Source organism: Brevibacillus fortis (genome assembly GCF_003013395.1).
In the GTDB taxonomy this organism is placed as follows: domain Bacteria; phylum Bacillota; class Bacilli; order Brevibacillales; family Brevibacillaceae; genus Brevibacillus; species Brevibacillus fortis.
In genome coordinates, this window is record NZ_PXZM01000012.1 from 69,540 (window position 1) to 83,932 (window position 14,393).

The window sequence follows — 14,393 nt, forward strand, 5'->3', positions numbered from 1 at the left end:
CGCAGTACCTCTCCCTTTTCTTTTCTCAATTGGTCGTAACCCCTAGATTTTTTCCGGTTTCTCCATCAAACACGTTCACCTGCGCAGGATCAAAACGAACATGCATGGTTTCCCCTCTTTTGCAGTGCCATTGCCCGTTCCATTTGGCCTTCCACAGCTTGTCTCCCACGGTAAACTCAACAATCGTCTCGGAACCGAGAATCTCTACTCCCTGCACGGTGACAGGGAGCTGGCAGGAGGCATCGACAGTTAGGCCTTCCTCTACAGGCTGTAAGGATTCAGGACGCAGTCCGAGAACGACCGGGGTCTTGTCCTTGATACCGTTAAACAAAGGTAGCGGCAAAAAATGCTGACCTGTCAGCTCAATCCCTGCTTGATCGCCTGTCCGCCAAATGGCAGGTACCGTATTCATCGGGGGTGCCCCCGTAAACTCCGCCACGAATAAATTCGCTGGATGATTGTAGACGTCGAGCGGTTTCCCGACTTGCTGGACCTCGCCGTCGCGCAGGACCATCATGCGGTCTGCCATCGTCATCGCTTCCACCTGATCGTGCGTCACGTAAATCATCGTGATGCCGAGCTCTTGCTGCAAGCGACGGATTTCCGTGCGCATATGCCCGCGCAGCTTGGCATCCAGATTGGACAACGGCTCGTCCATCAAGCAGATGGGATGCTGACTGACGATAGCCCGTCCCAGTGCAACACGCTGTCGTTGTCCCCCGGATAATTCCTTCGGCTTGCGTTGCAAAAGATGCGCGATGCCCAGCATCTCTGCTACACGCTCCAACCGCTTGCCCTGCTCGGCTTTATCTACTTTTCGAACCTGCAAACCAAACAATATATTATCTTTTACCGTCAAATGCGGATAAAGTGCGTAATTTTGAAAAACCATGGAGATGTTTCGCCCGCTCGGAGGGACTTGATTCATCGGCTTGCCGCCAATCAGCAGCTCACCCGTGCTGATCTCCTCCAGCCCGGCAATCATGCGCAGTGTGGTTGATTTCCCACAACCAGAAGGCCCTACCAGCACGAAAAATTCTCCTGGCAGAATACGAGCGCTCACTTCATTGACTACCTTCTGGCCCCCATACATCTTGGAAATGCGCCGCAATTCCACTTCAGCCACGACTTTCCCCCCTGAATCTCTCGCTGTTTTTTTGTATCTCTCGACTATAACAATTGCTTACTAAGGTAACATTTGGGTATTGTAAAGTTTTTGTGCATAGTCGGTAATAATCCCCCCGACTCCCGCCTCGGTTGCCCGCTTCATATCTGCTTCCTCGTTAACCGTATACACGGTCAAAATGATTCCCCGATGCTTGGCAAATCGGATTAGCTCTGGCGTGACAATCTGATGGTTGATAAAGTATTGGGCATTCAGTTGAACCGCGTCTGTTACCTGCTTTTCGGCATACTGTTCCAGCTGTTCCTTTGGCTTGGTCCCACTCAAGGTAAAGCCTAGCCCCAATTCCGGATTGAGCTTGGCGAAACGCTCCAACACCTCGGAGCTAAAGCTGCTGACAATCACATCTTCCACCATGTCGTGCTCCTTGATGGACTCCGCCATTTCCTTTTCGTACCCAATCCCCTTTGCTTCCAGAATGAGTACTGCTTTGCCCTTGGCCGCTTCCAGCAATTCATCCATGGTAGGAATGACAGCATCGGTAATCTCAGGCTGGTACCAGGAAGGATTTGCTGGATCGAGCTTGTTAGCGTTCAATTCGCGCAGTTCTTTCAGCGTGAAATCTTTTACCTTGCCTGTACCGTTCGTCGTACGCTCCAGATCAAAATCGTGGATCAGGACCAGTTTGCCATCCTTTGTTTTGTGAACGTCTGTCTCGATGATTTCCACACCTAGCTCCATCGCTTCTTCAAAGGCGTACATCGTGTTTTCCGGCTTTAAGGAAGGGATACCTCGATGCGCCATGACCATCGGAGGTTGCGTGATGCTTTTCTCTGGGTACGCAGCAAGCAGCTCGTGTACCTCTTTTGGATCGTGTGAGACAACCCCCGCTACACCCATCTCGATCATTTCACTTGCTTGGTTCTTGTTCGCCCGATCGATTCCCCAGACCGACAACCCGCGATTGCGGAAGTAGCGAATGACATCCTCTGTCATCGCAGTTTGGGAGAGAATGACCACATTGGAACGACTGCTCCTGGCTGAGCGTACGAGCTCTCTTTGCTTCTTTTCGTTCAGCTTGCCGTCGACATGCACGAGGGCTCCACGGTATTCGTTGTTTTTCTCCCGCATCGCTTGGACGATTTCTGGACGGGAAGACACAATCTGCACATCAGTGAGGTTCTCTTTCTGTAGCAGGCGATCGACCTCCGCTACCAATTTCTTGTCCTCGATATGAATCACCGGGATCGCCTTGTCCTTGATCTGGTTCAGCACCTCGTCCAGAGGTGTACCGTCCTGGGTGACGACTCCGCTCTTCCCGGATTTTTTCACTGGGATAAAAATGGAAGACGCTTCAGCATCCAGAATCGCATCGATCTCGGACTTTTTGTCGTACATGGCAATCACCGTCGGAGGAAGGACAATTCCTGTCTTGGGTTCAGGGACAATCAGCACATCGTCTTTCATATCCGAGACCGGAATCTTGTCTTTTTGTGCATTTGGCCCGAACAACAGCTCACCGGGGGTCGGTTTAGGCTGATCGACAAAATCGGCGGAAGCATCATTCGTGTCCTTTTCCGTCAGGCGTTCCATCGAGTGCCCACCAGCGACTCCCGGATGGGAGGTCACTCCGGGAACCTTTGCATCCATATAGGCCATTGAATCGATGACATTGTGATCACGATCCATCAGAATGACATGGTCGCCGCCATTCGCCAAATAAATGCTGCCTGTCGCCCAATCCGTCGGCAATAGCTCAGGGACGTCCTCCATGGAATCGAACAATTCAAAATCAGGAGTAACTTCATGGCGTTCCACGATTCCGTCTGCATAGCGAGAAATGACAATCGTTTGGTACGGCTCAATCATGGTGCCTTCCGGAAACGCATGCATCCCTTCATTTCCTCCGCGCTTTTCCTCGTCGCCTATCATGTATCCACTCAAATCAACCGGATCGTTGGAGATATTGGTGATTTCGATAAACTCGCCTGTGCTTTCATCAAAAAGGGGATCATTGACGACTTCTGTAATGAGCAAGGTTTTGCTCACCGCACTTTGCGCCATCGCAGGCACACTGCCAGTAACCAGACTTGCTGCCATTAGTGACCACAACCACTTTTTGCTACTCTTTCCCAACTCCATCTCCCATGCCTCCTCGTTTTCCTACTCGACTTGCTCCATGGCTTCCATCGTCGGAAGGATGTAATCTGGTTGAATCTCCGTGGCTTCCAGTTCGCGACTGGTCGTCACTCCTGTCAATACCAGCGCCGTTTTCATGCCGCTGTTTTTCCCAAGTAAAATGTCCGTCTCCAAACGGTCACCCACCATGACGCATCTTTCTGGCTGCACATGAAGCTGTTGCAAAACCTGATCGGCGTAGTACAGGGACGGCTTGCCAGTCATCGCCCAGACCGAGGCTCCACCAGCCGTTTCAATCGCTCTCGCCAACGCCCATGTATCAGGAATGGCACCCCCTGGCACCGGACATACCGGATCGGGGTTCGCTACGATCAGGCGGGCTCCATTTCGTACAGCGTCAGCAGCCTGCTGCAGCTTTTCATACGTAAATGCACGGTCCATTCCGACCAATACATGCGTAGCTTCCTCCGCATCTTGCACCTGCTCTATATGAAAGCTCGCAATCTCTTCCTCCAGGGCAGGCTCCCCAACGATCAGGACACGCGCTTGCTCCGTATTCTCTTGGAGATATAATCCCGCCGCATAGGCAGCCGTCATGATTTCTTCCTGCCGGGCCGCCAATCCGAGCTTCTGGAGGCGAGTCTGACAAGCTGTTCTTGTCTGTACCGTCGTATTGGTCAAAAACATGATTTTCTTCTGCTTCTCCCGCAGCGCGGCAAGTGTCTTTTCCACCCCAGGAAGCAGCTCATTCCCGAGAAAAATCGTTCCATCCAAATCAAAAAAATACGCATCGTACCTATCTGTATCTAGCAAATCCCCTGCTCGCTCCTTTCATTCGAAAACACAAAAAGCCCTCATACACGGCAATAGCACAAAGAAACAAACCGAACGAACGGTCTTTTTCGAATCTATTGCTGTATGAGGGCTTTCTCCACGTCTCGACCCACTTACAGACGCTATTCATTTAGTTGATAGCTCGATCATAGCAAGCCATTGTTAAGGGATTGTTGAGCTACTTTTGCTTTTATGTGAACAACACCAAAACTAACCAGTGACCGTTAGCCAAAAAAAGATTGCAAACTGTCTGAGAAAGAGTAAAATTCTTTGTGAATGATAATGATATTCATTATCAACATATAATTATGCACTTATATCATATCGAAGGGATGTCTTTTCATGATTCAAAAATGGAGTTATCCACTTGCCGCAGTTGTTCTCGGTTCCTCCTTGCTCGCCGCTTGTGGAAATGCACAAACACAAACCGAAGAGAAAAAGCCAGAAGCTGCTCAGCCTGACAAGCCTGCCGCTGCCGATCAGTCTGCGACAGCAAGCAATGCTTCTGCTACTTCTCCTGAATTGCAAGCTTCTATTGATCAATACCGCAAATGGGTCGTTGACCAAACCGACCAATTCGTAAAAGCAACAGAGAGCTTCACCACCGCTGTCAAAGCAGGCGATATGGAGAAAGCGAAAAAGGAGTATGCTCCAGCCCGTGCTTACTTTGAGAGAATCGAACCGATTGCTGAATCTCTCGGCGATTTTGACCCGTGGATCGATGCCCGCGAAGGCGATGTGCCTGATAACGAATGGCGCGGCTATCACAAATTGGAGAAAGCGCTCTGGGAAACCAAATCGGTCGCTGACCAAGGAAAAGTGGCGGATCAACTGCTGCAAGATGTGAAGCAGCTCCGCGTGAAGGTAGAAAGCGTCGAAATCGATGTGCCAATGCTGGTAACGGGTGCGGTTGAGCTCTTGAACGAGGTATCGACGAGCAAGGTGACTGGTGAGGAAGAACGCTATTCCCATACGGACTTGTACGATTTCGCTGCTAACGTAGAAGGTGCTCACGAAATTTACAAAGTATTGAAGCCTGCTGTTACGGCTAAAGACTCTGCTCTTGCCAGTGAAATTGAAGCTCGCTTCGCTGATTTGGACAAAGCACTCGCACCATACCGCAAAGGCGACGGTTATGTGCTGTACACCGAGTTGAAGGAAGACCAGGTGAAAAAGCTGAGTCAGTCCCTCGATGCATTGGCTGAACCATTGTCCAAAATGGGTACGATCGTAGGAGGCTAACAAGATGAATGACAAGCATCTCGCAAACACCAAAGCAGACAAAATCACACGTCGAGAAGCTTTGAAGTTGGCTGGTGTCGGGGGGATTGGACTGCTTTTAGGGGCGACAGGAGTCAATAGCCTTCTGCCCTCTGCTTCCAAAAATGAGCAGACGAGTGCCACTCCTGCCCATGCAGATGAGATCATTCCCTTCTATGGCAAGCATCAGTCCGGGATCATTACACCTATGCAGGATTTTATCTGTATGGGTGCTTTTGATTTGACGACGACCTCGCTAGGGGATGTCCGCAAGCTGTTTCAAAGCTGGACGCAGGCGGCAGCACACATGACCACCGGCAAAAACGTCGATGAGGAGAGCGATAACGCCCTTCTTCCTCCTGTCGATACGGGAGAAGCTATGGGCCTGCGCCCAATGAAATTGACGATCACATTTGGACTCGGTGCCTCTTTCTTTGACGAGCGCTTTGGTCTGGCAGCCAAACGCCCAGCTCCCTTGGTCGATTTGCCTCGCTTCAACAGCGATGAAATGCGAAAAGAATGGTCGGATGGCGATATTGTCGTGCAGGTCTGTGCCAACGATCCACAGGTCGCCTTCCATGCCTTACGGAACTTGGCCCGAATCGCTCGGGGCAAGGCTGTCCTTCACTGGCTACAGGAAGGCTTCCAGCGCACTAGTGCATCCGACCCGACTGGCTCCACACCACGAAATCTAATGGGCTTCAAGGATGGCACGAACAATCCGCAGGTAAACGATTCCGCTACTGCAAATGAAATCGTCTGGGCTCAAACCGCTGAAAGTCCCGCGTGGATGGCAGGCGGAAGCTACATGGTCATGCGTCGAATCCGCATGCGAATTGAGGTATGGGATCGCTCCTCCCTAACCGATCAAGAGAATACATTTGGTCGTCACCGTATAACCGGTGCTCCACTAGGCAAAGCAAATGAGTTCGACGAGCTAGAGCTGGATCGCAAGGATTCGAAGGGAAAACCCGTTGTTCCTGTGGATTCTCACGTTGCCTTGGCCCATATGGAGGGTAAGGTGAAAATTTTGCGGCGCGGTTACTCCTACTCGAGCGGAATGGATCTCAAGACTGGTCAGCTCGATGCTGGGCTTTTGTTCATTTGCTTCAACCGTGATCCGCGCAAGCAATTCATTCCGATGCAACAAAAGCTCGCATCCGTCGACCTGCTCAATGAATATATCACCCATGTCGGCAGTGGTTTGTACGCCTGTCTTCCTGGTGCAAGTGAGGGCGGATATATCGGGGACACGCTATTTTAACCAACTACCTGGGATGGAGTGAACACCTTGAAACGCTATCTGTTTATCATTTGTACGTGCATGCTGCTATGGACAAATGCTCTGTCTGCCGCTGTAGCTGCGCCGCTGGTGCCAGAGCAGCTCAAGCAAATGATCGCCCTCTCTAGTGATGCCTTGATTAGCAGTGGAGATAACAACTGGGAAGAAGCAGCAAAAGCGATCAGCAGTATGAAGAGCATCTGGGAAGGCAATTCGGAAGAAACCTCCACAGATGCACAAGCATTGACGCAAGCACTCGCAGAAGCAGAGCAAGCCCTTGCCCAAGCCAAGGCGAATCCTGACACTGCAAAAGCAGCCATCTCCAATCTGGCAAAAACGACGGATCGGTACATCTCGTCCAAAGAAGACGGCGGTCAACCAAAGGAAAGAGCACACAAGCAAATTGCGGCATTGCTACCACTCTTGCAAAACAGTATGACAGCCATCACGGAAGGCGATCTGACGAAAGCCAAGCAATTGTTCAACAGCTTCGTCACCGGCTGGTACAAGGCAGAGGGTCTTGTTCGAGCGGAAAATACCGCGGTCTACGGCGATATGGAAATCAAAATCAGCGGTGCACGCATTGCTTTGAACACAGAACCACCCAATCCCAAAAAGAGCGCCGAGAAAGTACAGGCACTCATTACTGCTGTGGACAATTATTTGTCAGGAAAGGTAGTCCAGCAGGCCGCTGCGAATCCTTCTTCCGAGCAGCCCTCCATCTCGTCTCTACTGACACTCCTTGCATCGGTAGAAACAGATATCGCCAATCAGGACGCAACCGCTGCTTCGGGCAAAATGGAGACCTTTATTACTAGCTGGCCCTCTGTAGAAGGCGTGGTCATGACCAAATCGCCTGCTACCTACAGCAGCATCGAAGCCAAGATGGTCTCTGTCCCGACACTCATCCTGTCCAATCCCCCACAATGGGAAAAGGCGACGGCTCATCTTGCGGAAATGAAGGCAGAACTTGCGCCATTTGTAACAGCGTCCTCGTACACTGCCTGGGATGCGGGACTCATCTTGTTCCGCGAAGGACTGGAGGCCATCTTAATCATCGTCTCCCTGCTTACTGTCCTGAACAAGTCAGGCAATGCCGACAAGCGCAAATGGATTTGGTCTGGGGCACTTGCCGGGATCGTAGCCTCCGCCATCCTTGCCGTCATCCTCAGTTTCGTTTTCTCCACCCTCTCCACAGGCAGTTCGCGAGAAACGATTGAGGGAGTAACCGGACTGATCGCCGTCTTCTTTATGGTGACGATCGGTGCCTGGTTGCATAAGAAGTCCAATTTGCAGGCATGGAATCAGTTTGTCGAGAAATCTATTGGCTCTTCTTTGGCAAAAGGAGCGCTATGGTCACTCTCTTTCACTGCCTTTCTCGCTGTTGCCCGCGAAGGGGCAGAAACGATTATCTTTTATATGGGGATGGCCGCTACGATCTCCATGACAGACCTGGCGATCGGTATTATGAGCGCGCTTGTCGTCTTGGCCGTGATTGGCTTTGTCATCATCAAGCTCAGCGCTCGAATTCCGGTTCGTCCGTTCTTTTTTGTAGCCAGCCTCTTGCTCTACTATATGGCGTTTAAATTCGTCGGCGTCAGCATCCACGCTTTGCAGGTGACGGGAAGCTTTTCTGCACACAGCAGCGATTACTTGTTGTATGCACCGACTCTCGGCATTTACGCGAGCTGGGAAACGACGATCCCGCAATTGATCATACTGGTGATCGTTCTCATCAATTTGGTCCTGTATTCGCGGAAAAAACCAGCCACTTCAATTCCGCGAGTGAACTAAAAGAAAACCTGAAAAACGCAGCTCCTTCATGAGGGCTGCGTTTTCTTGTAATCCCGATATTATTTTTGGCAATCATTCTTTATCGCAAGTTCACATTTTTTCTGTTATCGTTAAATTTTTATGGGACAAGTTATGTTACCATATTACAGGTGTAACCTTCTTTTTACATTTTTCGTCATTACAAGGTACAAGATTCGATACTTGGATAGGAGTTAGATATGGGGGCAACATCAAATTCTGTTAAAGTTGACGTCAAAACAACGCCACGCGTTCGACAAAATATGGTCTATCTATTAGTGAAGCAGCTTCGTCCACATCAATGGACGAAAAACCTGCTAGTTTTTGCTGCCTTGCTATTTTCCTTGCACAAAGTAAGTCCGGATGTCATTGGAAAATCAGTGCTTGCTTTCCTGCTGTTTTGTTTCGTATCCGGCTGTGTCTACATTCTCAATGATTTTGTCGATATCAAAAATGACCGAAATCACCCGGAAAAACAGTTCCGGCCCATGGCTTCTGGTGCATTGCCGCCAGCGCTCGCATTAGCATTCGGAGCGTTTTTGCTACTGGGCTCCCTTTTTAGTGCTTATTATTTTGATCGATTATTCGCGCTCGTACTGTTGGTTTACTTTGTGCTCAATGTCGCTTACTCTCTGAAGCTGAAGCATGTGGTCATTCTGGACGTCATGATTATCTCAGCCGGTTTTGTTTTGCGTGCCATCGGTGGAAGTCTGATGATCCAAACGCCGTTTACGCCGTGGTTTTTGCTCTGTACGATGCTGCTCGCGCTGTTTTTGGCCATCAGCAAACGTCGCCACGAGCTGATTTTGTTGCAACAGGATAAAGGAACACATCGCAAAGTGCTCGACAGTTATTCGTCCGAATTGTTGAATCAGTTGAATACGATTGTGACGACCATGACAATCATCAGCTATTCCTTGTTCACTTTTACATCGGGACGCACGATTCACTTGATGTGGACCATTCCACTCGTGATCTTTGGTATTTTCCGTTACCTGTATTTGATCACCGTGGCAGGCAAGGGCGGCAGTCCGGAAAAAGTTTTGCTTCAGGACAAGCCGATTCTCATTACAGTATTTTTGTATGTTGTCATGGTAGCCGGGATTATTTACGTATTTGAATTAAAATAACGGAATTCAAAAAGTCGTCTTTTGAACATGAATTTACTTGCACAGATAGGTTGTGGGTCAGGCTATGCCATCAATTGTTCTCATCATCATTTCCGTGATACTCAGTGCGTGTGGACAAGTCGCGATGAAAATGGGCGCATCCTCGCTCACCAGCAACAATGACATGCTGCTACTGAAGTTCCTGCACTATTTCACGAACCTGCCGATTATGGTGGGACTTGCACTTTACGGACTTTCTGCATTTATCTGGATTGCTGCGCTGGAAAAGGTGCAGCTCTCCTATGCTTATCCCATGGCAGCACTCGGATACGTGTTGGTAGCTGTCCTGTCCTTCTTGGTCTTCAACGAACCATTGTCCCTTACACGTATTGTCGGTCTGGCGATTATCGTCGTGGGCGTCGTCGTCATTTCCCAGTCTTAATCATCACGTAGAGGAGTTTTATCATGTTATATGCGGTGGCGCCGTTTATCGGCTGGCTTTTGTCCGGAATAACCAAATTTTTGATTAATTACCTTCGTTTTGGGTCCCGGGCCAAAGAAATGGTCGGGAACGGCGGGTTTCCCAGCACGCACACAACCGTTATGGTCACGACTGTGTTTTTGATTGGTTTGCAGGAGGGCTTTACTCATCCCGCATTCGGGCTGGGTGTGGCTGTGACGTTTATTGTGATCATCGATGCGACTGGATTGCGCAGAGCGGTAGGAAAACATGCAGAGGCACTCAACAAGCTCGCAAAGGAACATCCGGACGTGTTTCCCGCCAAACCTTTGCGCGAAAGCATGGGACATACCAGATGGGAAATTGCCGGGGGTCTGGTGCTCGGGGTACTGCTTGCGACCGTATTGCATCTGCTGGCAGCGAACCTCCCTACCCTCATTGGCTAGTAGATTCGTAGACAGGAGATTATGTTCATGAATAACCGTACAGCTACGTACTCGTTCCTGCTCGGGACGGCTTTGCTATTGTTTATGGCTACGATTGTGCTTAGCACATCGGTTTTATTTTTGTTCGGAGTATCCGTGACGGCCGCCAGCTTTTGGATTGGCCTCGTTGCGGCTTTGGCTGCGATGGGCGGGATGGTGTCTGTCTTCGTAAGTTCGCGTCGCAAGGAATGGTTTTTTTCCCTGTTGGCTGGACTGGCGATTGTTTCAGGCATCTGCTACTACATCAGTGCCAATACGTTCGATCTTTCTTTTGACGGACAAACCTATCATCAGGAAGCAATCGTGAAGCTAACCGACGGCTGGAATCCGGTTCATGACCAGCCCATCCTCAAGCCTTCTGTATCTAAAGAAGTGGAGGAAATGGATAATAAAGAGGTTCTCTCGGCCTTTCACCTTTGGATCAATCATTACGCCAAAGGGCCTTGGATGCTGGATTCTGTCATGTATAAACTGACTGGTCAGATCGAGGTTAGCAAAATATTTAACCTGTTGTTGATTGCATCGTCCTTCTTTCTGGCACTTGCTGCCATCCGAGCTGCTTTCCCAGAGAAAAAAGGGGCGGCGATTGCCTTCGCTCTACTTGCGGCGTTCAACCCGGCAGTCATCACGCAATCGACTTCCTTCTATATTGACGGACAGCTTGGCTCGCTCGTGCTCATCATCTGCGCTCTCGGCTATCTGCTGTACAAGCGCTACCATGTCTGGACGCTGTTGGCGCTATGCGCAGCGCTCATGCTACTGGCGCAGATCAAATTCACGGCATTGGGGTACGCTGGATTGCTCGGATTGGCTATTCTCGTGTTCTTCTTTTTCTACGATCGCCGTCAGCACATCAAGAGCATGCTCGTGTGGCTTTCGATTAGTCTGGTTATCACGGTAGGGGTCGTCGGATACAATCCGTATGTCTCCAATACGCTCTCGAAGGGACATCCGTTTTATCCGTTGGCGGGCAAAGGTGCCGTTGATATCATGACCTCGAACAGCCCGCATGGTTTCAAGGAGAATACGAGTATAGAGAACCTGGCCTTGTCGCTTTTCTCCAAATCAGAGAATATTGCAACACCCAATAGCCCTTCACTGAAAGTGCCGTTTACGGTCACCCTGAAGGAGCTCGCTGTGTTCTACTCTCCTGACGTGCGGGTAGCCGGATTCGGACCGCTTTTCGGCGGGGCTGTCATTGTCACATGTCTGATTCTGGCCGCATTATTGTTGGGGACCAATCGAAAAAAAGTGGCCCCTTTCTTGTGGATCAGTGTCGCGCTCTTCGTAACAGTGCTCATTAATCCAGAAAGCTGGTGGGCACGCTATGTCCCGCAGCTTTGGCTGATTCCGCTCTTGACTGCGCTGGCCATCTGGGATGTCCAGAAGGGCTTTTTCCGCCATGCAGGCAAGGTTCTGGTTGTCATATTACTCGCCAATATGGTGATGGTAAATGCTTCTCATATCATTGGACAGTCAGGCGCTAATGCCTTAGTCAAAAAGCAGCTTGAAGAGATTAAGGCAAGCAACAAAACGCTGGTCGTAGATTTCCACCACTTCAATGCGGTGAAAGTACGTCTGCAAGAAGCCGGTATTCCCTTCGTCGAGCAAAAGCTGGATAAAGGCGAAGATGTAAAAGGGTTTATCACGACACGTGCAGTTTACCTACTCAAATAAGTAGAAATCCCCTTCCACCTGGTTGTGAAGGGGATTCTTTCTTTTGGCCTTATCACTTTTTTAAAAAAGTGCGAACGAAAAAAAACGAACCTGCCAATATATCATGTAACCAACAAAGAGAGGGGGAGAAAACGTGAACGACCCGTCTTGCCCAACACAGGAAGACCTAATCAGGCTTGCAGCTGCCGGCGACCAATCCGCATTTTGCATGCTGTATGACCAGACGGTTGATGAAGTGGCGGTAACTGTACATTTTCTCCTGGGTGACAAACAGGCACGTGACGACGTGCTACAGGAGATTTTCCTGGAAGTTTACCGAAGCCTGCCACGGTTTGAAATCGGCCGTCCGTTTCGTCCATGGATCACCGGGATTGCCATTCGACAAATCAACAACCATCGACGGAAAAAATGGAAATGGTTTCAGCTTTTTGCCAAACAACAGCAATACACACATACGAATGCAGCCCCTGACTTCTCAGGTGATGTGGTACGAAAAATGGACAACCTGCTTCTTCTGGAGAAGATTAATCAGCTTCCCTATAAGTATAGGGAGGTCATCATTCTCCGCTACTTGCAGGAATACGCACAGGATGAGGTCGCCCACATTCTCCAGATCCCCGTAGGTACCGTCAAATCCAGAATATCTACGGCCCTACGGAAGCTACGGAGCAAGTACAACAAGACGCTTCATTTTTTCACGGAGGTGGAAAAACGGCATGGAACTTGAAGACCAGATTCGAGAGGTATTGAAGAAAGAAGCTAAACACATCGTGACTCCCAAGGAAGTGAAACAAAAGCTGTTTCTGCAAATAGATGACATGGGGAAAGAGGGATTTTTCATGAAAAAACGTTTGGTAGCAAGTATCGTAGCAGCAGCACTGGTTATTCCTACTACGGTTTTGGCGGGACCTACTCTGGTAGAAAAAGCGCGCATCCTGTTGAATCTGGAAGGAACTGTTCCCGATCGCTCCTTTACCACCCAAGACGAGCAATCGAACTACACCACAACGAACTTGTATGCAGAAGAAGTTGCCGCCAATCAGACAGCGCAAACAGCACTGCAAACCATTCACACGATGTACCCACAGACAAAGAATTTTGAAATAGCCATGGCTCAGGAAAGAAAAGGGACTCAACTCGTAAAAGAACTGCATGACCTGACGCTGATTGTAAAAGAAAAAGGCAAGGACTTTTCTCAGCAGCCAGAAGAGGTAACATTTACGGTAGACGCCAAGACAGGTCACATCACTACACTCATTCACAGCAAGGCAAATGCTGACGGGAATATCGGTAAGCTGGTTGACAAAAAAATTATGGAGATGGCCGATCAGCTTCTGTCCCAGCTAAAGATTGACCGGACCGCCTACGTGACCAAAATCGAACGCACCCTATTGAAGGGCAAAGACGGAAAAGATGAGGGCACAAACGTGCAGGTTATCTTTAAGCCGACCAGCAATGAGCTTCCTCTCATCACAGTCACCTTCTCCGATTGGGTGACGGCAGTTGCGATTGGTCATTCGTAAAACTTGCTGTAAAGCTGGCTGCAAATTCATCCATGCATAGGGATAAAGGCCGTTTAGTTTTGCCTGCAATCGTTCCGTATTTCCTTTTGACATGAATGTAAAAATATTCATAATAAGTGCGGTAAATGTATGTTAGAGTGTACTTGTAAATAATATCCAATAAGGAGTGTGCCTTATGCCTGTTGAGACATTCAAAGCAACTGCACATCTACAGAAGGGAATGGTCGTCAAAGCCAGTTCCAGAAGTTTTGAGATAACCGTCGATGAACCGAAAAGCCTGGGAGGAACGGATACCGGCATGAACCCTGTTGAACTGGTACTCTCCGCATTAGGCGCATGCCAATCGATCGTTGCCAGAGCATATGCCAGGAAGTTTCACGTTCAACTCGACGATTTTTGGGTGGAAGTCGAAGGCGATCTCGATACAGATGGCTTCATGAACAAATCTGATGTTCGACGCGGGTATTCTGAAATCCGTTACACCTTTCATATCAAAACCGATGCTCCTAGAGAGCAGGTTGAGTCATTTGTGGAATTTTTGGAACAGACATGCCCTGTTGGAGATACGATCGCGAATCCGGTCACTCTTAAATTAAATGGAATTGTTATTGAAAAACCGAGCGAGTTAAAGGCGAATGATTAAAGTAAAAAAAGGCTCCCAACTGGGAGCCTTTCTTGTCTTTTTGATG

At 49.3% G+C, this 14,393-nt stretch carries 13 protein-coding genes; 10 read left to right on the plus strand and 3 right to left on the minus strand.

Annotated elements, in window-relative coordinates; all coding sequences use genetic code 11:
• Positions 1-25 precede the first annotated feature (25 nt).
• The 3 genes from C7R93_RS08680 to C7R93_RS08690 are packed head-to-tail and all read right to left on the minus strand — an operon-like array spanning position 26 to position 4,075.
• Complete coding sequence (locus C7R93_RS08680) at positions 26-1,126, minus strand: ABC transporter ATP-binding protein (RefSeq protein ID WP_106838450.1); 1,101 nt, start codon at positions 1,124-1,126, stop codon at positions 26-28.
• 60 nt (positions 1,127-1,186) lie between these two features.
• Positions 1,187-3,265, minus strand: a complete 2,079-nt coding sequence (locus C7R93_RS08685; RefSeq protein WP_106838451.1) for a glycerophosphodiester phosphodiesterase family protein — start codon at positions 3,263-3,265, stop codon at positions 1,187-1,189.
• A gap of 21 nt (positions 3,266-3,286) precedes the next feature.
• Entirely contained in the window at positions 3,287-4,075 is a 789-nt protein-coding gene (locus tag C7R93_RS08690; protein WP_106838452.1) for an HAD-IIA family hydrolase, read from the minus strand.
• A gap of 363 nt (positions 4,076-4,438) precedes the next feature.
• Here C7R93_RS08690 and efeO point away from each other — a divergent pair, with 363 nt between their 5' ends.
• The 10 genes from efeO (at position 4,439) to C7R93_RS08740 (ending at position 14,347) form a co-directional block, all read left to right on the plus strand.
• Entirely contained in the window at positions 4,439-5,338 is a 900-nt protein-coding gene (gene efeO / locus C7R93_RS08695; protein ID WP_106838453.1) for an iron uptake system protein EfeO, read from the plus strand.
• Between the two features lie 4 nt (positions 5,339-5,342).
• A complete protein-coding gene (efeB, locus tag C7R93_RS08700) occupies positions 5,343-6,620 on the plus strand; it encodes an iron uptake transporter deferrochelatase/peroxidase subunit (protein ID WP_106838454.1) in 1,278 nt (425 codons plus the stop codon).
• Between the two features lie 27 nt (positions 6,621-6,647).
• The gene (locus tag C7R93_RS08705; protein WP_106838455.1) at positions 6,648-8,432 is read left to right on the plus strand and encodes an FTR1 family iron permease; all 1,785 of its coding nucleotides are present in this window, start codon (positions 6,648-6,650) and stop codon (positions 8,430-8,432) included.
• Between the two features lie 218 nt (positions 8,433-8,650).
• Positions 8,651-9,580: a decaprenyl-phosphate phosphoribosyltransferase gene (locus C7R93_RS08710; protein WP_106838456.1), complete on the plus strand. Its 930-nt coding sequence runs from the start codon at positions 8,651-8,653 to the stop codon at positions 9,578-9,580.
• A gap of 64 nt (positions 9,581-9,644) precedes the next feature.
• Positions 9,645-10,001, plus strand: coding sequence for a DMT family transporter (locus C7R93_RS08715; protein ID WP_106838457.1), 357 nt, complete (start codon positions 9,645-9,647; stop codon positions 9,999-10,001).
• Positions 10,002-10,024: 23 nt separating this feature from the next.
• On the plus strand, positions 10,025-10,465 hold the full coding sequence (locus tag C7R93_RS08720) for a divergent PAP2 family protein (protein WP_106838458.1): 441 nt from the start codon (positions 10,025-10,027) through the stop codon (positions 10,463-10,465).
• Between the two features lie 27 nt (positions 10,466-10,492).
• Complete coding sequence (locus C7R93_RS08725; protein ID WP_106838459.1) at positions 10,493-12,181, plus strand: hypothetical protein; 1,689 nt, start codon at positions 10,493-10,495, stop codon at positions 12,179-12,181.
• Between the two features lie 133 nt (positions 12,182-12,314).
• On the plus strand, positions 12,315-12,908 hold the full coding sequence (locus tag C7R93_RS08730) for a sigma-70 family RNA polymerase sigma factor (RefSeq protein ID WP_106838460.1): 594 nt from the start codon (positions 12,315-12,317) through the stop codon (positions 12,906-12,908).
• A complete protein-coding gene (locus tag C7R93_RS08735) occupies positions 12,898-13,704 on the plus strand; it encodes a hypothetical protein (protein ID WP_106838461.1) in 807 nt (268 codons plus the stop codon). Before C7R93_RS08730 ends, C7R93_RS08735 begins: the two co-directional genes overlap by 11 nt.
• A 175-nt stretch (positions 13,705-13,879) precedes the next feature.
• Entirely contained in the window at positions 13,880-14,347 is a 468-nt protein-coding gene (locus C7R93_RS08740) for an OsmC family protein (RefSeq protein ID WP_106838462.1), read from the plus strand.
• Positions 14,348-14,393: the final 46 nt, after the last annotated feature.